Below are 24,600 nucleotides of genomic sequence, written 5' to 3'. Positions count from 1 at the left end.
CCGCCATGCTCAGCAAGGTACTGGTCGCCTACGGAACGACGAACGGATCAACCGCCCAGATCGCCGAGGCGGTCGCCGACGTCCTGCGGAAGGAAGGGCTGACGGTCGAGGCACTGCCTGCCCGGTCCGTCGAGAGCGTGGAGGCGTACGACGCGGTGGTGGTCGGCGGCGGGCTCTACGCGGGACGGTGGCACCGTGACGCTCGACGGTTCGTCCGTCGCCACCGCCGCGCGCTGACCGGGCGCCCGCTGTGGTTCTTCAGCAGCGGCCCGCTCGACGCCACGGCCTCGGAACGGGACATCCCGCCCGTGCCCGGCGTCCGCCGGGCCATGGCCCGGCTCGGCGCCAAGGAGCACATCACCTTCGGGGGCTGCCTCGAAGAGGGTGCGAAGGGGCGTATGGCCCGGATGATCGTCTCCTCCGGAAAGGGCGGAGACTTCCGCGACTTCGAGCAGATCGAGACCTGGGCGGCGGGCATCGGCGCACAGCTGATCACGCCTTCTCCAGGAAAGGAGCCTCAGTAGACGGCGACACCGGGCCGACCTCGGCAGAGGTGGGAGGACCTCTGCCGAGGGTCGGCCCGCCTGTGTCCGGCTGCTGGGGCCATCCGGCACGGGACTGCACACCGTTCGGCTCAAGTGCCCTGCTTCAAGGAGGAGTTGGATGAGAGTGAAGGAACTTCCCGAAGTGTTTTCCGACAGGAGGTGAGAGCAGTGCGTACGACTCTCACGCCGGAGTTCTACCAGCTGTTCGCCGTGCTGCTGGTCGCGGCCATGGCCGTGACGTTTGTCGTGGCCGCGGTGGCCGACGGGGCTCTCGTGTGGCTGCTGCGCCGGCTGTCCACCCGTCGGCAGCCGCGCCGCGCAACAGTGCCGAACGTCCCCGACAGGGGCCGAACCGCCCCTACTGCCGACCGGACGCCGGTGCGACGGTGAACGTGGTCCCCCGAACCGCGGCGGGATCTCCGAGGCCGTACCGAAGGCGGTGGCGATGATGGAACTGCCCCTGGTCGTGGGTGTCGACGGATCGGAGTCCAGCCTCCGCGCGATGGACTGGGCGGTGGACGAGGCGGCCCGCCACGGCCTGCCGCTCCGCCTGGTGCACGCCTTCCTCTGGGAGCACTACGAAGGCACCGACCTCGGGAGCGACCTCGGCCGGCCCTCCGCGCGGGTGCTCGCCGAGAACATCGTCGGATCCGCGGCGGAACGCGCCCGGCGGCGCAACCCCGCCGTGAAGGTATCCACCGAGCTGGTGCCCGAAGAGGCGGCCTACGCGTTGTTGCTGGCGGGCCGCAACGCCGCGGCGCTGGTGACGGGCTCCCGTGGCCGCGGCGAGCTGTCGGGACTGCTCCTGGGGTCGGTCGGCCTGGGTGTGGCGGCCAGGGCCCACTGCCCGGTGATCGTGGTGCGCGGCGACAAGATCGCCGTGGAGAGCAAGCACGAGCGGATCCTGCTCGGAGCCGGGGACCCCGACACGAGCGGTGAGGCGGTGCGTTTCGCGTTCCGTGAGGCCGCCGCCCGCGCCGGCACACTCGATGTCGTACGAGCCTGGCGCTGCCCCGCGCACGAGACCTCCGACCATCCGACATCGGGAGACGAACCGGCGCGGTACCACGAGGAGCGGGCTTCGGCCCTGCTGGACGCGGTACTCCACGACGCCGTCGCGGACCACCCCGATGTGCGGATACGCCGCACGACGGTCGAGGGACCGGCCCGCAAGGTCCTGCTGCACCGCTCCGCGGCCGCCGACCTGGTGGTGGTCGGAGCCCGGCGCAGGCACGGCCACTTCGGCCTCCAGCTCGGCCGGGTGGGCCACACCCTGCTGCACCACGCCGACTGCCCGGTGGCGATCGTGCCGCAACCGGTGTGACCGTGGAAAAACGCCCCGTACGCACCTCATCCCTCCTCGCCCAGGAGTTGTCCATGACCGTCCGAGTCGGTATCAACGGATTCGGCCGCGTCGGCCGCGCCCACCTGCGCGGGGCACCGGAGCGTGCCGAGTCCGGCAGGTCGGCGTCCGCCGAGGCGGCCGACGGGCGGCTGCGCGGCATCCTGCGGGTGACCACCGCGCCGGTCGTCTCCCGTGACGTGATCGGCGATCCCGCCCCCTGCGTCTTCGACGCGGCCCTGACCCAGGCGTACGGCGACCCGGTGAAGGTCTCCGCCCGGTACGACAACGAGTGGGGCTGCAGCGACCGGCTGCTCGACCTCACCGGCACCGAGCCGACGGGCCGCTTCCAGGAACACGTGGCGGAGCAGCTGTGAACCGGCCGCCCGCCCGGCCCGGGAACTCCCTCGACGGAATCGCACCCGTGCTGCGGGGCGTTCGCGCCGTCGTCCTCGACACCGACGGGGTGATCACCGACTCGGCCAGGGTGCACGCCGCCGCCTGGAAGACCGCCTTCGACGCGTTCCTGCGCGACCATCCGCCCGAGGACCCTCACCAGCGGCGTCCGTTCGACACACGTGACGACTATCTGAAGTACGTGGACGGCAGGTCCCGCCTCGACGGTGCCGCCGCCTTCCTCGCCTCACGCGGCCTCGACCTGCCCGCCGGGACGGTCCGCGACGTCGCCGCCGACAAGGAGCGGCTGTTCACCGAGCGGCTGCGTGAGAAGGGCATCGACGCCTACCCGGGCACGCTGCGGCTGCTGCGCGCCCTGCGACGCGAGGCGATGCCCCTTGCCGCCGCCTCCGCGTCCCGCCATGCCCGTGAACTCCTCACCAGGGCCGGCGTCCTCGACCTCTTCGACGCGCTGGTCGACGGCGGCGAGGCGGCCCGGCTCGGCCTACCGGGCAAACCGCGGCCCGACCTCTTCCTGGAAGCGGCCCGCCGGCTCGGTGTCCCCGCCGACCGCACCGCCGTCGTCGAGGATGCCCTGGCAGGCGTGGAGGCGGGCCGTCTGGGCGGGTTCGCCCTGGTCATCGGTGTGGATCGCACGGCCGGTCCAGACACCCGGGACAGACTCCTGCGGCACGGCGCCCATCTGGTCGTACGCGACCTGGGTGAACTGATCGAGGCAGGAGCACCGTCGTGACGGGCTGGACCTGGGACTACGAGGGCTACGAGCCCGCGGACGAGCGGCTCAGGGAGTCCCTGTGCACGCTGGGCAACGGCTACTTCGCCACCCGAGGATCGATTCCCGAGTGCGCGGCGGACGACGTGCACTACCCCGGGACGTACGCGGCGGGTTGCTACAACCGGCTCACCTCCGACGTGGCGGGACGCCGGGTCGAGAACGAGGACATGGTCAACCTGCCCAACTGGCTGCCGCTCCGCTTCCGTCTGCGCGGCGACGACGGCCCGGGACCGTGGCTCACCCCGGACACCGCGACCGTCCTCGAACACCGCCAGGCCCTCCATCTGTCCACCGGCCTGCTGGAGCGCCGGACGCGGTACGCCGACGACGAGGGCCGCACCCTGGCCGTACGCCAGCTGCGCATCGCGCACATGGCCGACCCCCATCTGGCCGCCCTGCGCACCGAGTTCACGGCGGAGAACTTCTCCGGCGAACTCGACGTCGAGGCGGCCCTCGACGGAGCGGTCACCAACGCGGGCGTGGCGCGCTACCGGGACCTCGACGGCCGCCATCTGACCCACGTGCAGACCGGCACCGCTGCCCCGGACACGGTGTGGCTGCGCTGCCGCACCCGTACGTCGGACATCCGCGTCGGCATGGCGGCCCGCCTCACCGCGCACGAACCTGTATCCACCCATCACGAGGCCCTGCGCGCCGTCCAGCACACGCGCCTGCCCCTCGCTCCCGACCGCAGCGTCACCGTCGACAAGACCGTCACCCTGCACACCTCGCGGGACTCGGCCATCAGCGACCCGCAGCGCGCGGCGGTCGACCGGGTGAGTGCGGCGCCCGGCTTCGACGACCTGCTGGAGTCGCACATCACGGCATGGGACCAGCTGTGGCGCCAGGCCGAACTGGACGTGCCGGGCGAGGCGGGCAGCATCCTGCGGCTGCACCTCTTCCACGTCCTGCAGACTCTCTCCCCGCACACCGCCGACCTCGACGTGGGCGTACCGGCCCGAGGGCTGCACGGCGAGGCATACCGGGGCCACGTCTTCTGGGACGAGCTGTTCGTCCTTCCCTATCTCAACCTGCACTTTCCCGAGGTGTCCCGCGCCATGCTCGGCTACCGCCACCGTCGGCTCGAACAGGCCCGTTCCGCGGCCCGTGCCGTCGGCCGGACGGGTGCGCTCTACCCATGGCAGAGCGGCAGCGACGGCCGCGAGGAGACACAGGAGCTGCATCTCAACCCACGCTCCGGACGTTGGCTGCCCGACCACTCACGCCTTCAGCACCACGTCGGCTCGGCCGTCGCCTACAACGTGTGGCAGTACTGCGAGGCGAGCGGGGACGCCGAGTTCCTGCACACCAAGGGCGCCGAGATGCTCCTGCAGATCGCCCGCTTCTGGGCGGACTCGGCCACCTACGACGAGAGCCTCGGACGGCATCGCATCCGCGGCGTCGTCGGCCCCGACGAGTACCACGACGCCTACCCCGGTGCCGAGAAGCCCGGCCTCGACGACAACGCCTACACGAACGTCACGGCCGCCTGGGTGCTGACCCGCACGCTCGAAGTACTCCAGGCCCTTCCCGAACCGCGCCGACGTGAACTCGTCGAACGCACGGCTCTGGACGGCGGCGAACTCGAACTCTGGGAGGACGTGTCCCGCACGCTCCATGTGCCCTTCCACGACGATGTGATCAGCCAGTTCGAGGGCTACGGCGACCTGGAGGAACTCGACTGGGACGCCTACCGCGACCGGTACGGCGACATCCGCCGGCTGGACCGGATCCTGGAGGCGGAAGGCGACACCGTCAACCGCTACCAGGCGTCCAAGCAGGCCGACGTCCTCATGCTCGGCTACCTCTTCTCACCCGCCGAGCTACAGGGCCTGTTCAGCAGACTCGGCCACCGCCTCGACGAAGCCACCTGGCGGCACACCGTCGACTACTACATGCGCCGCACCAGCCACGGCTCCACCTTGAGCGGGCTGGTCCACGGCTGGGTGCTGGCCCGGGCCCGGCGCGCCGAGGCATGGATGTTCTGCCAGGAGGCGCTCAAGGGCGACATCGCCGACCTCCAGGGCGGGACCACCGGAGAGGGAATCCACCTGGGCGCCATGGCCGGCACTCTCGACCTCGTCCAGCGCGGACTGACCGGACTGGAAACGCGCCAGGGTGCCCTGTGGCTGGACCCGGTGCCCCTGCCGGAGTTGTCCTCCTACGGGTTCGCCCTTCGCTACCAGGGGCACTGGGGAGTGCGGCTGCGAATGGAGCAAGGGAACCTGGAGATCGAGGTGCCCTCGTCCGACCGGTCGCCGATCGACGTCCGGCTGCGTGATCGTGTGGTGTCCGTGCAGCCGGGGGAGACGGTGCAGCTGGCACTGCCCGACTGACGCCTGCGGCGTGCCCCTCGCTCGGACCGCGGAGGTCGGTAGCGGCCGAGCTTCCCGGACTCCGCCGCGGCCACCCGGGTGAGCCGGTCCACCGCCGACTTCGTCGCCGAGTAGCCCGCGATGCCGGGGAACGGGATGGTCGCCGCGACCGACGAGATGTTGACGACGGCCCCACCGTCGCCCGCCGGACCGCCGGGGCGCATCGCCCCTTTCGGCGCCTCGACCGTGGCCTTGCCCGACTCCTCCTGGATGTCGCCGATGACGACGGAGGCACCGGCCCGGGCCGGCGCCCAGGCCATCCCGGCGCCCAGTCCACGGGCACCGCCCGTCACCACGGCCTTGCGCCCGGTCAGGTCGTACACACTCATGGAACATCTCCTCGCCGGGATGACAGCACCGAGCCGAAGCGCCACATGCCGGGCCACGGGCCACGGGCCACCTGCCCGGACCGTGGGACGTCGCGCCGGCGTATCCACGCGAGACCGTGCGGAACTCAGGGTTGTCCCAAGGTGTCCCGCACCGTTGCGTCCGCGACAAGGTGGAGTACGTCCGTGACGAGGTGGGGCCGAATCACCTGTTTTCGCGTCGCGACCGCGTGCTCAGTTGACGGCGGAGCCGAACCACTGGGGCAGTTGGCCAAGCAGATCCCGCTGGTCCTCACCGACCCACGCCACGTGTCCGTCGGGCCTCAACAGCACCGCGGGCACGTCCAGTTCGTCGCTGACGTCGATGACGTGGTCGATGCGGTCGTCCCACCCGGTGACCGAGAGCCGGCCGGTCTGGTCGAGCAGCAGTCCGCGCCCGCCGTGCGTCAACTCGTAGAGGCGGCCCCGCTTCAGCTGCACGTCCCGCATCCGCCGGCCGAGCAGTTCGTGGCCCTCGTCCTCGCCGAAGTCGTAGCGGATCTCGACCGCGGTGATCATCCCGGTGACGTACCGGTTGACCTCCTCGAAGTCCATCAGCTTCGAGAACAGTTCCCGCAGTGCCGTCGGCCCCGGGTCGGTCCCCAGCAGTGTCATCTGCGCGCGGGTGTTGGCCAGCACCCGCGTGCCCACTGGGTGCCGTTCGGCGTGGTAGCTGTCCAACAGCCCTTCCGGCGCCCAGCCGTTGACCGCCGCGGCCAGCTTCCAGCCGAGGTTGAACGCGTCCTGCACGCCGAGGTTGAGCCCCTGCCCGCCGGTCGGCGGGTGGATGTGCGCCGCGTCGCCGGCCAGCAGCACCCGGCCGACCCGGTAGCGCTCGGCCTGCCGGGTGGCGTCGCCGAACCGGGACAGCCAGCGCGGCGAGTGCACGCCGAAGTCCGTGCCCGCGACCGCCCGCAGCTGCTTCTTGAAATCGTCGAGGGTCGGTGCGGCGGCACGGTCCTCGGCCACGCCGTCGGCGGGCACGCCGACGCGGCACACCCCGTCTTTGGCGGGGCTGACACCGAACCGCAGTTGGGTCTTGCGGACCTCCTCGACGACGGCGGCGATCGTCGCCGGATCCTCGGTCACCTCCATTTCGCCGATGAGCGTCTCGACCGTGGAGGGCTGGCCGGGAAAACCGACGCCGAGCAGCTTGCGTACCGTACTGCGGCCACCGTCGCACCCGACGACATAGCGCGAGCGCAGCCGAGTACCGTCCGCCAGCTCGACGGTCACCCCGTCCTCCCCGTCCTTCCCGTCCTCCTCGGCGGCCTGGCTCAGCCCGACCACTTCGCAGCCCCGCCGGATCTCCGTACCGAGTTCGAGGGCGCGCTCGTCGAGCAGCCGCTCGGTGACCGGCTGCGGGGTGGCGACGCCGTACGGGTGCGCCGTGTCCAAGCGGTCCGGCCACGGCTTGATGATGCCCCCGAAGAGGCCGCCGACCTGGAACTTCTCACTGACCGCGAGGAACCGGTCGAGCAGGCCGCGCATGTCCATCACCTCGACGCTGCGCGCGTGCAGGCCCTGCCCGCGGGACTCCCCGGTCGGTCCGGTCAGCTTCTCCAGCACGACCACGTGCACGCCGTGCAGCCGCAACTCGCAGGCCAGCATCAGGCCGGTGGGTCCGCCGCCGACCACGATCACGTCAATCATCAAAACGCCCATCCAACGAGATTGAATTTCGGCACATACTCCGCGAATCTGTAATTTCCGCAGATTCTGGCTTCGGCCGACCATTCTGCGGCACCACCCGGGCCTTGCCGCAAGGCCCCCGGTGCGCTATATGTTGGGAGTGGCAAGGAGTGGGTTATCTCCTTGCCCTTTTTCTTTTCTCGGCCGCCAGCGTGGATCCGGTTCGCGAAAGTGTTTCGTAACCGAGGCATTTCCCCTGCTTGTCCCGCCCGTGAATTCCGTGTCAGTGTCCCGGCCAGCAGGCAGGCCGTCGGCGCCGTGGCGCACGAAAGCCTTTCGTACCGGTCTCCGATCTGCCTGACTCACCGACGGCTTGTGGAAAGAAGAGAGGCACCACCATGCGGAGAACGCCGGTCAGCGGGAATCTCGGAAGCCCGAGAGTTCGACGCCTCGTCGCGTCCGCCGTCACTCTCGCGGCGGCCATGGGCCTTGCCGCGTGCGGCACTTCGGGACCGTCCACCTCCTCGTCGGCGAAGGGCCTGACGATGTGGGCGCTGAACGACCAGACGATCCTGAAGGAGTCCGTCGACGCCTACAACAAGGACCACTCCGACGCGAAGATCACCCTGCGGCTGTTCGCCAACGACGACTACAAGCAGAAGCTGCGCGTGGCTTTCGGCGCGAACCAGGCCCCGGACATCTTCTTCAGCTGGGGCGGCGGTGCGCTGAACGACTACGTCAAGGCGGGCAAGGTCGACGCGCTCACCACATCGCAGGTGAACAGCGACCGGTACACCCCGAGCGTGATGCAGAGCGCCACCTTCGACGGCAAGGTCTACGGCGTGCCCGCCAACGGCCTCGCCCCGGTGGTCCTCTACTACAACAAGAAGGTGCTGGCCGACGCGGGCGTCGAGGCGCCGAAGACGTACGACGATCTCCTGGCGGCCGTGAAGAAGCTCAAGGCCAAGGATGTCGTGCCGCTCTCCCTTGCCGCGAACTCCAAGTGGCCGACCCTCATGTACCTGGAGTACCTCCTCGACCGCACCGGCGGCGCCGAGAAGTTCACGAAGATCGCCTCCGGTGACTCCGCCGCCTGGCAGGACCCGTCGGTCACCAAGGCCAACCAGTACCTCCAGGACCTGGCGAAGGCCGGCGCCTTCGGGGACAACGCCTCCTCCGTCAACTACGACCAGGGCGCCTCCACCGCCCTGCTCTACACGGGCAAGGCGGCGATGGAGGTGATGGGCACCTGGGAGTACGCCAACATCGCCAAGGCTGCGCCCGACTTCCTGAAGAAGGGCGACCTGGGCTACAGCGCCTTCCCGGCGCTCACCGACGGCTCCGGCGACCCGAAGAACATCGTCGGCAACCCCTCGAACTTCCTGTCCCTGAACGCGTCGAGCAAGAACAAGGCGGACGCGCTGACGTACCTCAAGGACTACGTCCTGAACGACTCCCAGGTCGACGCCTACCTCGCGGCCGGCAGCGTGCCGCCGGTCAACGGCCTGGAGTCGAAGCTCGCGGCGGTGAAGTCGTCGACCGACAAGGAGTGGCTCACGTTCGTCTACGACCTGGTGGACAAGGCCCCGGGCTTCCAGCTCTCCTGGGACCAGGCACTGCCGTCCGACCAGGCCGATCCGCTGCTGACCAACACCGACAAGTCGTTCCTGCGACAGATCCCGCCCGCCGAGTTCGGTACGAACATGAGCAAGGCGGCGTCGTGACGGTCACGGTTCCCACCCGTACGGGCCGGGGAGGCCGCCGCTTCGGCGGCCTCCTCATGGCCGCCCCCGCCCTGCTGCTCTTCGGCCTGTTCGGGCTGGTCCCCCTCGGCGGGGTGGTGGTGCTCAGCCTCACCCGCTGGGACGGTCTGGGCTCGATCGGCTGGGAGGGCATCGGCAACTGGAGCTCCGTCCTCACCGACGGCGCCACCTGGCAGGCGCTGGGGCTCACCGTCAAGGTGATGCTGGTCAGCTGGCTGGTCCAGACGCCCATCGCGCTGGCGCTCGGCGTCTTCCAGGCACCTCGGGGGCGGCTGCGCGCGCTGTTCGCCGTGCTCTTCTTCCTCCCGCTGCTGCTGTCCGCCGTGGCGATCGGCCTGACCTGGCAGGCGCTGCTCGACCCGTCCTTCGGTATCGGCGCCACACCCGGCCTGCACTGGCTGGCCAAGCCGCTGCTGGGCTCGCCGGACCTGGCCCTGTACACGGTGATCTTCGTGATCGCCTGGCAGTTCATCCCGTTCCACGCCCTGCTCTACCAAGCCGGGATACGGCAGATCCCCACGGCCCTGTACGAGGCAGCCGCCCTCGACGGCGCCGGACCGGTCTCCCGCTTCCGGCACATCACCCTGCCGCAGCTGAAGTACACGATGGTCACCTCCAGCACGCTGATGCTGGTGGGCTCGCTGACCTACTTCGACCTGATCTTCGTCCTGTCCGGCGGGAACGGCGGCCCCGGCGACTCCACCCGCGTCCTCCCCCTCGCCATGTACATCACCGGATTCCAGGCCCACGACATGGGCCGGGCCAGCGCCGTCGCCACCCTCCTGGTGGTCTTCGGCCTCGGCCTGTCGATGCTGACCACCCGCCTGTCCGGCTTCACCCGGATGGACAGCCAGCAGGAGGGCATGTGAGCGCCACCGTGACCAAGGCCCGCGCGACCACCGGGCAGGAAGACGTCCTCCCACAGACAGCGGTGACACCCGGACCCGTCCGGCCGAATCCCGTGGCGGGGATCCTCCGCCGCGCCCTCACCGGCAGCGCCACGCTCTGCTGGGCGGCCCTGGTCGTCGTACCCGTGTACTGGCTGGTGGTGACCAGCCTGCGCAGCCGCGCGGACTTCACCGCCGACAGTCCGCTGGCACTGCCAAGCCACCCGACGCTCGACAACTACCGGACCCTCCTGGCCGGCGATTTCACGACCTACCTGCTCAACAGCGTGATCGTGACCGTGGCGACGGTCGCCCTGACCCTCGTCGTCGCCCTCATGGCCGCCTTCGCGATCGTCCGAGGCGCCGGAAGCCGCCTCTCCCGCGTGTCCTTCCGGCTGTACCTGCTGGGCCTGGCGATACCACTGCAGGCCGTGATCATCCCCGTCTACCTGCTCATCATCAGGATGCAGCTGTACGACAGCCTCCTCGCGATCGTCCTTCCCTCGGCGGCGTTCGCGCTGCCGATCACCGTGATGATCCTGGTCAGCTTCCTGCGCGACGTGCCACGCTCCCTGTTCGAGGCGATGATCGTCGACGGCGCCGGCGACTGGCGCATGCTCTTCTCGCTCGCGGCACCCCTGGCCCGCCCGGCCCTGATGACGGTCGCCGTCTACGACGGACTACAGGTCTGGAACGGCTTCCTCTTCCCGCTCATCCTCACCCAGAGCGGCGACAAGGCCGTGCTGCCCCTGGCGCTGACCCTCTACCGGGGCCAGTTCGGCATCGACGTACCGGCCACGATGGCCGCGGTGGTGCTCTCCACCCTGCCGATGTTCGCGCTGTTCATCCTCGCCCGACGCCAGCTCGTCGCCGGTCTCACCGCCGGTTTCTCCAAGTAAGCCACTTCAGCAGACAGTTCGCTCCGAGCGGCGACCGAGCAGCGGCCGGGCAGCGGCCGGGCAGCGCGCCCGGCCCCGTCGGCGTGCCCACGCGCACATCGCCCGCGCCCTCGCGAGCACCTTCGCAATCCCCGAGGAGTCGTGAATGACGACCACCATGCCCGACCACGGCGGCATCCCCCAGGGAGAGGACGACCGGCCCTGGGCCGACCCCACCCTGCCGACCCCCGACCGGGTGGAGGCTCTGCTCGCCCGGCTCACCCTCCCGGAGAAGGTCGCGCAGCTCAGCAGCGCCTGGGAGGACGTCGAACCGGCCGGCCCGGAAGTGGCCCCGGGCACCAGCATCTTCGACCGGGTCGGCGACCTCACCGAGACGGCCCGGCACGGCCTCGGCCAGCTCACCCGCCCGTACGGCACCCTGCCCCGGCCCGCCCTGGAGCACTCCCGGGCCCTGGCCGAGCGCCAGCGGCAGGTCGTCGAGCAGAGCAGGCTCGGCATCCCGGCCATGGCGCACGACGAGTGCCTGACCGGCTTCACCGCGTACGGCGCGACGATCTACCCCACCTCGCTCGGTATGGCGGCCACCTTCGACCCGGAGCTGATCCGGCGGATCGGCGCGGCCATCGGCGCCGACATGGCAGAGGCCGGCGTCCACCAGGGGCTCGCCCCGGTCGTCGACGTGATCCGCGACTACCGCTGGGGCCGCTGCGAGGAGACCTACGGCGAAGACCCGTACCTGGTGGGGGAGATGGGGGAGGCGTACGTCACCGGTCTGCAGAGCGCGGGTGTGTACGCCACCCTCAAGCACTTCGCCGGGTACTCCGCCTCCATGGGCGGCCGCAACCACGCCCCCGTCCACGCCGGCCGCCGCGAACTCTTCGACGTCATCCTGCCGCCCTTCGAACGGCTCGTCGCCGCGGGTGTCCGCTCGGTCATGAACTCGTACGCCGAGATCGACGGCGAGGCTCCCGCCGCCAGCCGGTGGCTGCTCACCGAAGTCCTCCGCGACGCATGGGAGTTCGAGGGCACCGTCGTCTCCGACTACTGGTCCCTGCCCTTCCTGGTGAGCGCCCACCGCGTGGCCGCCGACCTGCCCGACGCCGGGGTGCTCGCCCTGAGCGCCGGACTGGACGTCGAACTGCCCGACCAGCGCGGCTTCGGCGACGCCCTCGTGCACGCGGTGGAACAGGGCGCGGTCGACGAGGACCTGGTCGACCGCGCCGTACGCCGCGTGCTGCGGCAGAAGGTCGAACTCGGGCTCCTGGACCCGGACTTCGACCCGCGACCCGCCGCCCTGCGCGCGGGCGAACTCGACCTGGACAAGGCGGCCGGCCGCGCGCTCGCCCTCGCGGTGGCCCGGTCGAGCGCGGTCCTGCTGTCCAACGACGGGACCCTGCCCCTCCCGGCCGGCGGCCGGATCGCGCTGATCGGCCCGTGCGCCGACGACGTACGCACCATGTTCGGCTGCTACAGCTTCCCCAACCACGTCCTCGCCGAGCGCGACGACCTCGGCAACGGTGTCGAGGCCGTCTCTCTGCGCACCGCGCTCACCGAGGAACTCCCGGACGTGCACTGGGAGTTCGCCGAGGGCTGCCCGATCCGGGACGAGGACCGCTCCGGGATTCCGGCCGCGGTGGTGGCCTCGGCCGCCGCCGACCTCACGGTCCTGGTCGTCGGCGACAAGGCGGGCATGTTCGGCATCGGCACCTCGGGCGAGGGCTGCGACGTGGAGGACCTCCGACTGCCGGGCGTTCAGGAGGAGTTGGTCGAGGCGGTGCTGGCGGCCGGGAAGCCCGTCGTGCTGGTCGTCAGCAGCGGTCGGCCCTACGCGGTGGGCCGGTTCGCGTCCGCCGCCGCGGCCATGGCACAGGTCTTCCTGCCGGGGGAGGAGGGCGGCCGGGCGGTGGCCCAACTCCTCGCCGGGAAGGCGAACTTCAGCGGCAAGCTGCCCGTGCAGATCCCCAACTCGCCCGGGGGACAGCCGTACACCTACCTCCACCCGCCGCTCGCCGACCGGCAGAGCTTCCTGTCCAACCTCGACCCGACGCCCGCGTTCCCGTTCGGCCACGGGCTGTCGTACACCGACTTCGAGATCGACCTGCTGACCGTCGACCGCGAACAGGTGCCGACCGACGGGGAGTTCACGGTCCGCGCGCGGGTACGGAACACCGGGACGGTCGCGGGCGCCGAGACCGTCCAGCTGTACGCCGTCGACCCGGTCGCCCAGGTGACCCGGCCGGTGCGCGCCCTGCTCGGCTTCGCCAAGGTCGACCTCGCCCCCGGCGAACGGGCCATGGTCCGCTTCGACGTCCACACCGACCGCCTGGCCTTCACCGGCCTGGAGGGTCGGCGTATCGTCGAGCCCGGCGAGATCCTGCTGCACGCGGGCTCCTCCAGCCTGGACACACCGGTGCGGGACGCCATCCGGCTCGTCGGCGAGGAGCGGGACGCGACGGTCGTACGGCATCACGGCGTGCCCGTGACCGTCGAGCGGGAGTGAGCGAGCCCCTTTCCGCATGCGACGGGGAGTGAGTGCGCCTCTCCGGACGTGACAAGAAGGCGGCGCCACCGGTGGATCCGGTGGCGCCGCCTTTCCCGTGACGTGACTAACCGCGGCTCCATTTCTGGGTGGCGTTGCCCAGGGGCGTCCACAGCTGCACCTTCGAGCCGTTGGCCGTCCCCCAGTTGGTGACGTCGAGGGCCAGGCCGTTGGAGTGGTTGACGACGGATCCGTTGAGACGGAACCACCACTTCTGGCTGGCCTTCCCGTTGCAGGCCCAGAGGATGAGCGTGGTGCCCGCGGTGGTGCCGTCACCGTTGGCGGCGAGGCACTTGCCGGAGACGCGCAGTTCGCCGGCCGTGGTCTGGGTGATGGCCTGGTTGGCGTTGCCCGAGCAGTCGTAGATCTGGACCTGGACGCCCGTCGCGCCGTTCGGCACGTCGAGGCAGCGGCCGGAGTTGGCGCCCTTCAGCGTGAAGGACGCGGCCGTCGGCAGCGGGTCCTGGACCAGCTGCCAGTCCTGCGAACCGTCGCTGGTGGACGACGCCACGGTGACGGACCCGCCCGCGGTCGAACCGGTCATGAACAGGCTGGTGTTGCGGACCGAGCGGAGCTTGGAGTACCCGGTGGTCGACGGGACGAGGGTCCACATCTTGTCGGTGGCCCCGTCGTCGACCCACTGGGCCAGCTTCTGCCCGGCCGTCGCGCTGCCGGTCCAGATCGAGACCGAGCGGCCCCCGGCCTTGTTGAGCAGCGTCACGTCGCCGCCCTTGGCGGTCAGGTGCCAGCGCTGTGTGTCGGCGGTGGCGTCCGACGCGCCCAGGACGAGGTCGGGAGTGTTCCCGGTGAGGCTCGCGTCCTGCGTCTTCCCGGCGGCCGTGGTGAGGACCTGGCCGGTCAGACGGTTGACGAGACGGTAGTAGGCGCCGTCGGAGCGGCCGAGGTCGACCTCGGCGTACTTCACGGGCCCGACGCTGGCGCCGCTCCAGGACGCCTGGAGGATGAGGACGCGGCCCGTGCCGTCGACGTACTGCAGCATGCGGCTGTAGCCGCCCGCGATCGACGTCTTGTACTGCTTCCAGGTGCCGTTGCTCAGCCCGGACTCGTTCACCCAGACATCGCCGCTGCCTGAGGCGTTGTAGACGATCCGTCCGTCCGGCATCGGGAGGAGGACCGGGCTGCCGCCGGTGGACAGCGTGCTTCCGCCCGAGGGCACGGGCAGCGCGGTGATCGCGGCGTCCGGGGCCGAGAAGAACTTCAGCGGGTCGTCGGAGATGCGGTAGCGGACATTGGTGCCGCCGCCCCAGTACTCGTACGTCAGAAGCCACTTGCCGTCGGTCGTCGGGGCGATCGTCGTCATGCCCGGACGGCCGCCGCCTATCTCCGTCTTGCCGTTGCCCATGTTCACCGTGGCGCCCGGGACGTCCACGACCGGGTCGCTCCAGGAGGTGCTGCTGCCGTCCCAGGTCCGGTGGAGGAGGACCTGGCCGCCGGAGTCGGTCGCCGTGTCGTTGTTCGGGTCGAGGGTCGGGGCGCCGGTGCTCGTGTTGTAGCCGGTGAAGTCGCTCTCGTCGGAGTAGTACGCGATGAGCCTGCCGTTGTGGGCGAGCAGGTGCGGCTCCCAGACGGGGTCGACCTGGGCGTGGGTGTTGGCCGCCGAGACACGGCCGACGTTGCCCGCGCTGCCGCCCTGCCAGCCGCCGGCCGAGATGATGTTCTTCACGGTCCAGGTCGCGCCGGAGTCCGTACTGGCGTACAGGGCGAGTGCCAGGTCCTTGCGGTCGCCGTCACCGGTCGGCGTCCAGTTGGGGTTGGCGGCCTTCTGCTCCTTGTAGTAGTAGTCGTCGCCCGAGACGATGCTCGCCAGCAGCAGCGTGCCGGCGCTGAGACTTCCGACGTCCTGCGGGAGCACGTAGAGATACGGGTTGGTCCAGTTGCTCGTGTACTTCGCGTACCGGGAGTCGCTGGACAGCGCGGCGGGCGCCTTGACGTCGGCCAGTTTCGCCCACGACGTGCCGTCGTCGTCGCTCTTGTAGATGGGCATCGTCTGCCCCACCGGAGCGGTCTGACTGTTCTCGAACGTCGCCACGACACGCCCGCTCGGCAGCTGGGCGGACTTCGGATAGAGCACGCAGGGGTTCTTGTTGCACGCGGCGGGGTTGTCCGCCGTATACAAATTCGCGGGGCTCGGCTGGTACGCCGACGCACTCGTCGTGGAGACGAGGGCGAATGCCACGCTGACGCCGACGGCCATCGCCGAAGCGAGAGCCTTTCGTGCCCATGTTCTTCTCAACGGCATTCCTTTCACCCGGGGGGAATCGCGCACCACGCTCAAAAAAGAGGGGGAAAGAGGGTGCGGAGCAGGAAGCCAGTATTCGCAGGGGACCCCGTACTGTCACCGGCACATTGCGAAAGGGTTTCGCCAGAGCGCGGGTTACGCGCTCTTGACACTGCGGCGAACGGACGTCGAGGTCCGCAGGACGAGTTCCGTGGCCAGCTCGATGCGCGGGGAGGCGGGCGGCCGGCCCTGGGCGAGATCCAGGAGCACCCGGGTCGCCTCGCGCCCCAGCTCCTCGAACGGCTGGCGCACCGCGCTCAGCGGCGGACAGGCCATGGCCGCCACCAGCGTGTCGTCGAAGGACATGACCGCCAGGTCGTCCGGCACGGCGAGCCCCTGCTGCCGGGCCGCCTCCAGGACGCCGAGCGCCTGCGCGTCACTGGCCGCGAAGACCGCCGTGGGCGGGTCGTCGGCACGCAGGATCTGCAGGCTCGCGGCGAGCGCCTCCGCGTAGTCGAAGTCGGTCGAGCGGACGATCGCCGGATCGTAGACGACCCCGGCCTCCTCCAGCGCGGCCCGGTAGCCGTGCACGCGGGCGGCTCCGGCCAGCGAGTGCGAGCGGCCCGCGACCATGCCGATCCGGGTGTGGCCGAGGCCCAGCAGATGCTGAACCGCCTCCCGGGCGCCGCTCCAGTTCGTCACCCCGATACTGGGAATGTCCTCCGACGGCGCGCTCAGCGGGTCGATCAGTACCACCGGCAGCCGCTGCTCGACGATCCGCCGCTGGTCCTCCTCGGCCAGCATCGAGATCACGATCACGATCCCCGCCGCACCGAGTGCCACGCACTCCTCCAGCCACTCGGAGATCGACCGTCGGCTCGTCGTCCCGGTGACCACGTCGATGCCCAGCTCACCGGCCGCGTCCACGATGCCCCGGGCGACCTCCAGCGTGTACGGGCCGGACAGGTCCCGGAAGACGACGATGATCTGCCGGGGCGTCGAGGGATCCCGCTCCCACGGGCGGACGTACCCGTACCGCGCCAGCAGGTCCTCGACCCGGTCCCGCGTCGCCGCGCCGACGTCCCGGCGCCGGTGCACCACCTTGGACACGGTGCTGAGCGAGACCCCCGCCTCGGCGGCGATGCTCGTCAGCAGACCGTGCTGCGCTTCCTGCCGGCCCTTGTCTCGACCTGTCACCCGATGTCCGCTCCGCTCGCCGAACACCGATGCGCCGGACCGCACCGCGTAGCTGGCCAGAAACTTCGCCGCAAGGTAACGGGGCCCGGGGCGGAGAGGCAAGACCGGGGCGCGACGGCTTCCGGCGAAGGCGTGCGTGGAGCAGCTCCCCGGCACCCACCCTTTCCCCAGAGGGTGGGTGCCGGACTCCCAGGAACGTGGCTCCTGAGAAAGGCGTGACCTGGTTCCCCGTGCGCCGGGCCGCGACCGTAGAGCCATGAACACGAACGCGAACGCACAGACAGATGCGAACACAGCGCCGCACCCCTTCGTCGGTATGTGGGTGACGGCTGACGGCCACATCCGCCAGGAACTCCTCCCGAACGGCCGCTACGACGAGGCCCGCGGCAACCGGCCGAGCGCCTACACCGGCGACTACACCGTCACCGGCACCCACATCGACTACGTCGACGACACCGGCTTCACCGCCACCGGTGACGTCAGGGACGGCGTGCTCTTCCACGAGCACCTGGTCCTGTACCGGGAGGACGCCGCCCCTTCCTGACAGCGGACGGTCACCCGGCGGCTGCGGTGAGCGCTCCCAGTGCGCTGGCCTGCGTGCGCCAGTCGGTCTGGTTGGGGCTGGTCCCCGCCCAGCGTTGGCCGAGGGCGTTGACGGAGGTGCGGTCCTGGGCCCACAGGGTGTCGGACTGTTTCTGGATGTAGGCGCGGTAGGTGCTGGAACCGGTGACCTTCGTGAGTTCGGCGAAGTTCCGCATGAAGATGCCCTTGAACTGCTTCTGGTTGTCGTCGCAGGACGCCGAGCCGATGTCGCAGGACTCGGTGAGCACGCCGCTGCGGGTCAGCGCCGTGCTGCTGATCGCGGCGTCGGCCAGGGTGCGCGCAAGGGTCAGCAGCGAACTGTCCCCGGTCACCTTCGACAGCTCGGTGAAGCCGCCGATGGCCAGTCCCTGGTTGTAACTCCACACGGTGGAGCCGTTGTTGGCGCAGGCCGAGTTCAGCCCGTCGTTCACCAGACCCGAGGAGTTGATCATCCCGCTCGACTTGTACCAGGCGGCGGACGTCTTGGCCCGCTGGAGCCATACCGTGTCGCCCGGGATCCGCTGGTGCAGCGCCGTGGTCAGCCAGAGGTACTGTCCGTTCGTCACCGCGTTCTTGTAGGTCCGCTCGCGGTCCCACCACACGCCACCGCCGCAGGTGCCCGTGTCCCAGTACTGGTGGACGTAGTTGGCGATGGTGACCGCCTCGTTGAGATAGCGGGAGTCGCCGGTGTAGTCGTACGCGTCGAGCCACGCGATGGCCCACCAGGCCGAGTCGTCGATGGACCGGCTGATGAAGTGGCCCTCGATCGCGTCCGTGCTGCGCACACCGGCGGGGAAGACGCCCTTGTTCTGCTCGAAGGTGCGCGCGATGGCCCAGTCGTAGTCGTGCCTGCCGGTGGTCTTCGCGAAGTCGATGAGGGAGGTGAGGGTGGCGGCCGAGTTCCACCAACTGCTGGGCCACCAGCCGTTGTACGGGTCGTACGAGGACATGAGCGCGTCCGCCGCCCCGCGCGCCCTGGTCGGCGCGGGCCTGACCCACGCGGTGCAGCTGCCCTCGTTGTGGCTCGCCTCGCGGCCGCAGGCGCGGACCGCGCCGCCGTAGAGGAGGCCGCGCGGGTCGCGGGTGGCGTACATGGCGGTACGGGTGCCGGTGGCTCCGGACGGGGTACTGGTGCGGCCGCGTGAGGAGCCGTCCGGCCAGGTCGAGCCGCCGTCCCAGGAGCGGTCGAGCCAGACCTCGTCGCCGGCGCCGCCGGTTTCGATGCTCGCCCAGGCCATGGAGTTCTGCTGGTCGACGTGCAGCCGGATCCTGCGGCCGTAGAGCGTGGTCGACGGCACCGGCTGGTCGTCACCGGCCGCCTGGCCCGCGCTGGTGCCGTCGCACAGCGTGTCGCAGACGGTGGGGTAGGCCCAGTCCGTACAGCCGACGGCGGCGGCGTCGCCGCAGGCGCGGATCAGCCCGCGCTTGTGGTTGCGGGGGTCGGTGATGTTGTACATCAGCGTCCTGGTGCCGGTCCACGTGCTCGGGACGCTCGCCTTGCCGAGCACTCCTTCCCAGGTGGCGCCGCCGTCCCAGGAGCGGTCCAGCCACACCGAGTCGCCGGGCACTCCGTCGTCGATGCTGGCCCACGCCATGTCGTCCGCGTCGGAGACGTGCAGCTGGACGCGGCGGCCGCTGAGGTTCTTGGTCGGCACCGGGAAGCTCTCCTGCCGGGCCTGCGAGGGATCCAGCGTGTCACAGGCCAGTACGCACACCGGGGTGGCGGCGGCCGCGGGCGTCGCGGCCGGGACCAGCACCGCACACGCGAGAGCGGCCGCCAGCAGGAAGCTGAGGAGCCGGGGTCTGACAACGATGTCGAAGCTGCGCAAGGTCATAGAACTCGCCTCGGATTCACCTGGGGGGAGGCCGGTCGGCGGGCGCGTCGGTCGGTCGACAGCCCTGCTGAGTCGGCCAGGAATCGAGCACTGGTCCATACCTATCTCGGTGGCAGTGAATCGTTTTGGTGTGGCCCTGTCAATGCCCCAACGCGCGGATTTTTCCGTGGAGTTCGTGGGGGCCGCGATGGGTTGACAGTCGATTACCGGGCGCCCATCATCGGTGCAACTTCGGCGAGGCGCCTCGCAGACTCACTGTCCCATCGATCCCAGGCCTTCGTGGGCGATCTTTTTGAATCGATTCAGACAGCCTCTTTCCCTACTGATCCGGGAGGTATTCATGCGCCGCCGCCGTCCCTTGCTGAAGCGAATGCCCTGTCCAGGGCGCCTACTAGGCCTCGCCATGGTCGCGGCCTCCGCGCTGGCCGTGGCTCCCACGCCGGCTTCTGGCGCATCGCCTCCCGCGTCCGCGGCCACCTCCATGTCGGCCTCCGGGGCGACGTCGGCGACCGCGGCGGGCAGACCCCGAGCGGCGCTTGCCGCCGAGAACTACTCGCCGACGTCCCGCACCCTCAAGCCGACCGCCGTCTACCGCACGGCCGGCAGCGTCGCGAACCCGCAGAACGTCCTCAGCGGACAGCCGACACGGATCTCCGGCGCCCAGTCGGCCATCACGCTCGACTTCGGCAAAGAGGTCGCCGGAATGGCAACGTTGTCGTTCGGCAGTACCAGCAGCAGCGGCCAACGGGTCGGCCTGGCCTTCAGTGAGTCGTCCCTGTACGTGGGCAACAACAGCGACCGGAGCAGCGGCCGCGACGGCGAGGACGGGGCGCTCTACGCCACGGCCTCCGCGAACGGCACGTATACGATGCCCACCGCGAAACAGCGTGGCGGTTTCCGCTACCTCACCGTCTTCCTCGACAGCTCGGGCTGGGTGGACCTCAACGGCGTCAGCCTCGCGTTCACCGCGGCGCCGGGGAAGGCCAACCCGGCCGACTACGCCAACTACTTCTCCTCCAGCGACGAACTGCTCAACCGCATCTGGTACGCCGGGGCGTACACCGTGCAGCTCAACACGATCGCCTCCAACCAGGGCCGCGCCTGGCCCCCGCCGTCCTCGGAGTGGGACAACAGTGCCACCGTCGGCGTGGGCGACTCCGTCCTGGTCGACGGGGCCAAGCGCGACCGTACGGTGTGGCCCGGCGACCTGGGCATCGCCGTACCCACGCAGTACGCGTACTCCAACGACCTCACCTCGACCCGCAACGCGCTCTCCACGATGTACAACGCGATGTCCGCCGAGGGTGAAATCCCGTGGTCGGGACCGCCGTTCAACCTCAAGGGCTCGGACACCTACCACACCTGGACGCTGCTGGGCACGGCGACGTACTACACGTACACGGCCGACCGGGCGTGGCTGGACTCCGAATGGGCCGACTACAAGCGCGCCATGGCCTTCATCATCAACAAGATCAACGGCAACAACCTCCTCAATGTGACCGCCACCCAGGACTGGGCCAGGTCCGGCCAGGGCGGCGAGAACATCTCGGCCAACGCGCTGCTGTACGCGGCCCTCAGGGGCGGGGTCACCCTGGCCACGGTCAAGGGCGACAGCGCGCTCGCCACGAGCTGGGCCGGCCGGGCGGCCGCCCTCAAGACCGCGGCCAACTCCCGCCTGTGGGACGCCTCGAAGGGCATGTACAAGGACAACCCGACCAGCGGGCTGTATCCGCAGGACGGCAACTCGCTCGCCGTCTGGTACGGGCTCACCGACTCCACGGCGAAGTCGAAGAGCATCATCGCGGGGCTCGGCACGCGCTGGGGCACCTACGGCCCGACGACCCCCGAGTGGGGCGGCAATGTGTCTCCCTTCGTGGGCGGCATGGAGCTGAACGCGCGCTTCACCGCCAATGACGACTACGGCGCCTTGGCGCAGATCCGCCGCACCTGGGGCCACATGCTGAACAGCGACATCGGCACCAAGAGCACCTTCTGGGAGGGCGTCAAGGCCGATGGCGGCCTCGCCTACGGTGGTTCGTTCATGAGCCTGGCCCATGGCTGGTCCTCCGCGCCCACCTCCACGCTCACCTTCGACGTGCTGGGCACGGCACCGGAGTCGGCGACCGGCGCGTACCGCTTCGTCCCGCACCCCGGTGACCTGACCAGTGCCGAGGGCCGCATCACCATGCCGCAGGGGGCCATCAACGCCTCCTGGTCCCGTGTCCCCGCCGCCGGCACGTACGCGGCGCGCCTCACCAGCCCGTCCGGTACCACCGGCCGCATCGGGGTCCCGAAGTTCGGCGGCGGCAACGTCTCGGTGTCCGTGAACGGCAACGTCGTCTGGAGCAACGGAAACTTCACGCCAACCTCCGGCATCACCGGCGGGAGCCAGGACGACACCTACGTCTACCTCACGGGCGTCGCCCCGGGCAGCTACTCCGTGACCGCCACGGGACTGGGCAATCCCGGCGCGCCCAACGAGCCGGGTACCGGCGCCCTGCGCGCGGGCTTCTCCCGGTGCGCGGGCGAGGGCGGTACGTGCTCCTTCAGCGGCACCCGCGCGGTGGCCTACGGGGCCGGGACGTACACGTACAAGACGGTGACCGGCAGCACCGCCTGCTCCAACGACTCCTTCGGCGGCGATCCGGCGTCGAATCTCGTCAAGTCCTGCTACGTCGCCGACGCGGGCGGCCCGCCCGGCTACACCGTCTGCGCCGCCGAGGGCAGCAACTGCTCCATTCCCGGCTACAACCGTGACGTGGCGTACGGCGCCAACGGCAGCTTCGCCCACCAGGTCACGAAGGGCTCCGTCGCCTGCACCAACGCACAGTTCGGCGATCCCATCGACGGCGTCGCCAAGTCCTGCTACCTGCCGCCCGACGGAGGCCCGGCCGGCGGCTGGACGAAGTGCGCGTCCCAGAACGGGACTTGCTCGGCCGCCGCGGGACAGCCGGTGATGTACGGCGCCTTCGGCGCGTTCGCCACGGTCAAGGCGACCGGCGACACCGCGTGCACCGACGCCACGTTCGGCGACCCGATTCCCGGGGAGTCGAAGTCCTGCTACACCGCCACCGGCGGCCCGGCCGGCTACGCCGCGGCCTGCTCGGACGAAGACGGGACGTGTTCCTTCAGCGGACAGCAGACCGTCGCCTACGGCGCACGGGGCAGCTTCGTGTACAAGTCCTTCTCCGGCGGCACCGGTTGCACGCAGGCGGCATTCGGCACCGATCCGCTGCCAGGCGTACGGAAGGCCTGCTACCTCACCTCCTGAGGAGCGACTGGTCGGGACGGACCCTGACGACCTCGTACGCGGTGGGCCGCGTACGAGGTCGTCAGTCGTCCGACGGACGTTTCGCCGCTCGTGCCGCATCGGCCGGGTGCCCCGGATGCCGGAGGATGTCCGCGGCGCCCGCTGCCGGTGCTACCAGCGCCGCCGTTTCTGTTCCGCTCGGTCCAGCGAGGAGAGGGCGTCTCCGAGGACCACCAGGTCGTGGTGGCGGTAGTCGTCCCCCGCCGGGGATTCCAGCAGCCCGGCATCGACCAGCCGCTCCAGCGTCCGCCGTACGGTGTCCTCCGGCGCCGCCGGGACCGCGCTCGCCGTCTCCGCCTCCGCGTCGGACAGGCGGTGTCGCGCGTCGGCGAGGCGTTCGGCGAGCTGCGCCATGCTCCACTCGGGGCGGGCGGCCAGCTGTGAGCCGATGACGCGTACCGCCAGGGGCAGGCCGCCGCAGGCGGTCAGGACCTGCCGCGCGGCGTCGGGTTCCGCCATGACGCGCGCGCTGCCCACGAGCCGGGTGAACAGGTCCAGGGCCTCCTCGGCGGGCAGGGCGCCGAGGGTGACACGGAGACCGACCGGCAGGGTCGCCAGGCAGTTTCGGCTGGTGATCGCGACGGCGCAGGAGGGCGAGCCGGGCAGGAGCGGGGCCACCTGCTCCATGTCGGCGGCGTTGTCCAGCACGATCAGCACGCGTCGCTGGGCCAGCACACTCCGGTACAGGGCGGCACGTTCCTGGAGGTCTTCCGGGAGGGAGGCGTCCGGTTCGCCGAGTGCGCGCAGGAACGCGGACAGGACGCCGCCGGTACCGGCCGGGGTGCCGTCGGCGCCGCGGAGATCCGCGTACAACTGGCCGTCGGTGTAGGCCGGGAGTGTCGGCCGCACGCTGTGCATGACCAGGGCCGTCTTCCCGGCGCCCCCCATACCGGTGACCAGGACGATGGGCACGGCCTCCGCGGAGTGCCGGAGCAAGGCGTCGCGGATCCGTTCGGTCTGGTCGGTCCGGCCGGTGAAGTCGGCGATGGCATGGGGGATCTGGCGCGGCACGGGCGCCTCGCGGTGGACGGCGCTGCCGAGGGTGCTCTCGACGACGGCGGGCCGGCCGCCCCGGAGGATCTCCGCGTGCAGTGACCGCAGGCCTTCGCCCGGTTCGACGCCCAGCTCTTCGGCCAGCAGGCCACGGATCCTGCCGTAGGCGTTCAGCGCCTCGGCCTGGCGACCCGTGTGGAGCAGGGACCGCATGAGCAACTGGTGAAGTCCCTCACGCAGCGGATGCTGTTCGACCAGCGCGGCGGCTTCGACGGCCGCCCGCGACCAGTGCCCCGACTCCACCAGGGACTCCAGCCGGGCTTCGAGTACGTCGAGGTGCCGGGCCTGCATCACGGCCCGTTCGCTGTCCGCCAGCGGGCCCGGAACCCCGGCCAGGGGCGTTTCGCGCCACATGGCCAGGGCGCTGTCGTACAGCAGCCGGGCGGCCGCCGTGTCTCCGCCCGCCCGCAGCGCGCCGGCCTCGCCGATCCGCCGCTTGAACACCTGCCAGTCCACGCGGTCGTCGCCCACGTCCAGCAGGTAGCCCCCAGCCGTGGACCGCAGGATCCGCCACGGACCTGACGACCCGTCATGGCCCGGCTCCAGCGCACGTCTCAGGCGCCAGATGTACGTACGGACCGCCGCGCTGGGGGAGTTGGGCGGGCGCTCCCAGACCGCGTCCACGAGATCGCTCATCCGCACGCCCCTGCCACGGGCCAGCAACAGGGCGGCGGCCACGGCCCGTTGCTGCGGGGAGCCGAGATCGATCTCCCTGCCGTCCCGGCCCGCCCTGAGCCGTCCGAGCAGCGAGAAGTGCACGTCTCGCGAGAGCGCTGCCTCCATGCCGAACCTCGCTGTCACCTGGTACCGCTCGTCGGTGACACCATCCGCGTCCGAGTGGTTCG

At 70.5% G+C, this 24,600-nt stretch carries 16 protein-coding genes and 2 pseudogenes; 12 read left to right on the top strand and 6 right to left on the bottom strand.

Features of this window, described 5'->3' with window-relative positions; translation table 11 throughout:
- The first annotated feature begins 5 nt into the window (after window positions 1–5).
- The 6 genes and pseudogenes from OHA11_RS05240 to OHA11_RS05215 all read left to right on the top strand — a co-directional run bounded on the left by OHA11_RS05240 (window position 6) and on the right by OHA11_RS05215 (window position 5,415).
- Window positions 6–524, top strand: coding sequence for a flavodoxin domain-containing protein (locus OHA11_RS05240; protein ID WP_266492438.1), 519 nt, complete (start codon window positions 6–8; stop codon window positions 522–524).
- A 189-nt stretch (window positions 525–713) separates the two neighbouring features.
- On the top strand, window positions 714–935 hold the full coding sequence (locus OHA11_RS05235) for a hypothetical protein (RefSeq protein WP_266492436.1): 222 nt from the start codon (window positions 714–716) through the stop codon (window positions 933–935).
- A 58-nt stretch (window positions 936–993) separates the two neighbouring features.
- The gene (locus OHA11_RS05230; protein ID WP_266506967.1) at window positions 994–1,869 is read left to right on the top strand and encodes a universal stress protein; all 876 of its coding nucleotides are present in this window, start codon (window positions 994–996) and stop codon (window positions 1,867–1,869) included.
- Window positions 1,870–2,024: 155 nt separating this feature from the next.
- Window positions 2,025–2,264, top strand: a pseudogene (locus OHA11_RS05225) (hypothetical protein); the annotation flags it as partial.
- Entirely contained in the window at window positions 2,261–3,037 is a 777-nt protein-coding gene (locus tag OHA11_RS05220) for an HAD family phosphatase (protein WP_266492433.1), read from the top strand. The pseudogene OHA11_RS05225 and the gene OHA11_RS05220, both read left to right, overlap by 4 nt.
- Window positions 3,034–5,415: a glycoside hydrolase family 65 protein gene (locus OHA11_RS05215; protein ID WP_266492430.1), complete on the top strand. Its 2,382-nt coding sequence runs from the start codon at window positions 3,034–3,036 to the stop codon at window positions 5,413–5,415. Before OHA11_RS05220 ends, OHA11_RS05215 begins: the two co-directional genes overlap by 4 nt.
- A 62-nt stretch (window positions 5,416–5,477) precedes the next feature.
- On the opposite strand, the pseudogene OHA11_RS05210 reads toward OHA11_RS05215, so the two are convergent.
- Window positions 5,478–5,618, bottom strand: a pseudogene (locus OHA11_RS05210) (SDR family NAD(P)-dependent oxidoreductase); the annotation flags it as partial.
- A 396-nt stretch (window positions 5,619–6,014) separates the two neighbouring features.
- Window positions 6,015–7,472, bottom strand: coding sequence for a rifampin monooxygenase (rox, locus tag OHA11_RS05205; protein WP_266492428.1), 1,458 nt, complete (start codon window positions 7,470–7,472; stop codon window positions 6,015–6,017).
- 377 nt (window positions 7,473–7,849) lie between these two features.
- On the opposite strand from rox, the gene OHA11_RS05200 reads away from it, so the two are divergent.
- From OHA11_RS05200 to OHA11_RS05185, 4 genes are all read left to right on the top strand, one after another.
- Complete coding sequence (locus tag OHA11_RS05200) at window positions 7,850–9,175, top strand: ABC transporter substrate-binding protein (protein WP_266492425.1); 1,326 nt, start codon at window positions 7,850–7,852, stop codon at window positions 9,173–9,175.
- A 56-nt stretch (window positions 9,176–9,231) separates the two neighbouring features.
- A complete protein-coding gene (locus OHA11_RS05195) occupies window positions 9,232–10,083 on the top strand; it encodes a carbohydrate ABC transporter permease (protein WP_266506965.1) in 852 nt (283 codons plus the stop codon).
- A complete protein-coding gene (locus tag OHA11_RS05190; RefSeq protein ID WP_266492423.1) occupies window positions 10,080–11,000 on the top strand; it encodes a carbohydrate ABC transporter permease in 921 nt (306 codons plus the stop codon). The genes OHA11_RS05195 and OHA11_RS05190 overlap by 4 nt, the downstream gene beginning before the upstream one ends.
- Before the next feature lie 145 nt (window positions 11,001–11,145).
- The gene (locus tag OHA11_RS05185; RefSeq protein ID WP_266492421.1) at window positions 11,146–13,500 is read left to right on the top strand and encodes a glycoside hydrolase family 3 N-terminal domain-containing protein; all 2,355 of its coding nucleotides are present in this window, start codon (window positions 11,146–11,148) and stop codon (window positions 13,498–13,500) included.
- A 106-nt stretch (window positions 13,501–13,606) separates the two neighbouring features.
- Here the strand turns inward: OHA11_RS05185 and OHA11_RS05175 are convergent, their stop codons facing one another.
- Entirely contained in the window at window positions 13,607–15,754 is a 2,148-nt protein-coding gene (locus tag OHA11_RS05175; protein WP_323186522.1) for an RICIN domain-containing protein, read from the bottom strand.
- 180 nt (window positions 15,755–15,934) lie between these two features.
- Window positions 15,935–16,975, bottom strand: a complete 1,041-nt coding sequence (locus tag OHA11_RS05170; protein ID WP_266492418.1) for a LacI family DNA-binding transcriptional regulator — start codon at window positions 16,973–16,975, stop codon at window positions 15,935–15,937.
- Window positions 16,976–17,231: 256 nt separating this feature from the next.
- On the opposite strand from OHA11_RS05170, the gene OHA11_RS05165 reads away from it, so the two are divergent.
- Entirely contained in the window at window positions 17,232–17,519 is a 288-nt protein-coding gene (locus OHA11_RS05165; protein WP_266492415.1) for an Atu4866 domain-containing protein, read from the top strand.
- A 10-nt stretch (window positions 17,520–17,529) separates the two neighbouring features.
- Here OHA11_RS05165 and OHA11_RS05160 read toward each other — a convergent pair whose 3' ends face one another.
- Window positions 17,530–19,392 (bottom strand): glycoside hydrolase family 76 protein, encoded by a 1,863-nt coding sequence (locus OHA11_RS05160; protein WP_266492412.1) that lies wholly within the window; start codon window positions 19,390–19,392, stop codon window positions 17,530–17,532.
- Window positions 19,393–19,873: 481 nt separating this feature from the next.
- Between OHA11_RS05160 and OHA11_RS05155 the strand changes: the two genes are divergently transcribed.
- On the top strand, window positions 19,874–22,663 hold the full coding sequence (locus OHA11_RS05155) for an alpha-L-rhamnosidase (protein WP_266492408.1): 2,790 nt from the start codon (window positions 19,874–19,876) through the stop codon (window positions 22,661–22,663).
- A 150-nt stretch (window positions 22,664–22,813) separates the two neighbouring features.
- Here OHA11_RS05155 and OHA11_RS05150 read toward each other — a convergent pair whose 3' ends face one another.
- Window positions 22,814–24,538: an AfsR/SARP family transcriptional regulator gene (locus tag OHA11_RS05150; protein ID WP_266492405.1), complete on the bottom strand. Its 1,725-nt coding sequence runs from the start codon at window positions 24,536–24,538 to the stop codon at window positions 22,814–22,816.
- Between the last annotated feature and the right edge of the window lie 62 nt (window positions 24,539–24,600).

Source organism: Streptomyces sp. NBC_00878, assembly GCF_026341515.1.
GTDB lineage: Bacteria > Actinomycetota > Actinomycetes > Streptomycetales > Streptomycetaceae > Streptomyces.
This window is presented reverse-complemented; position numbering and strand designations above follow the sequence as displayed.

What these genes read in the sequence shown, in the direction of transcription:
- OHA11_RS05240 (WP_266492438.1), top strand. Translation starts at nt 6, where the DNA reads ATGCTCAGCAAGGTACTGGTCGCCTACGGAACGACGAACGGATCAACC.
- OHA11_RS05230 (WP_266506967.1), top strand. Translation starts at nt 994, where the DNA reads ATGGAACTGCCCCTGGTCGTGGGTGTCGACGGATCGGAGTCCAGCCTC.
- rox (WP_266492428.1), bottom strand. Translation starts at nt 7,472, where the DNA reads ATGATTGACGTGATCGTGGTCGGCGGCGGACCCACCGGCCTGATGCTG.
- OHA11_RS05200 (WP_266492425.1), top strand. Translation starts at nt 7,850, where the DNA reads ATGCGGAGAACGCCGGTCAGCGGGAATCTCGGAAGCCCGAGAGTTCGA.
- OHA11_RS05195 (WP_266506965.1), top strand. Translation starts at nt 9,232, where the DNA reads ATGGCCGCCCCCGCCCTGCTGCTCTTCGGCCTGTTCGGGCTGGTCCCC.
- OHA11_RS05185 (WP_266492421.1), top strand. Translation starts at nt 11,146, where the DNA reads ATGACGACCACCATGCCCGACCACGGCGGCATCCCCCAGGGAGAGGAC.
- OHA11_RS05175 (WP_323186522.1), bottom strand. Translation starts at nt 15,754, where the DNA reads ATGGCCGTCGGCGTCAGCGTGGCATTCGCCCTCGTCTCCACGACGAGT.
- OHA11_RS05165 (WP_266492415.1), top strand. Translation starts at nt 17,232, where the DNA reads ATGAACACGAACGCGAACGCACAGACAGATGCGAACACAGCGCCGCAC.
- OHA11_RS05160 (WP_266492412.1), bottom strand. Translation starts at nt 19,392, where the DNA reads ATGACCTTGCGCAGCTTCGACATCGTTGTCAGACCCCGGCTCCTCAGC.
- OHA11_RS05155 (WP_266492408.1), top strand. Translation starts at nt 19,874, where the DNA reads ATGTCGGCCTCCGGGGCGACGTCGGCGACCGCGGCGGGCAGACCCCGA.
- OHA11_RS05150 (WP_266492405.1), bottom strand. Translation starts at nt 24,538, where the DNA reads ATGGAGGCAGCGCTCTCGCGAGACGTGCACTTCTCGCTGCTCGGACGG.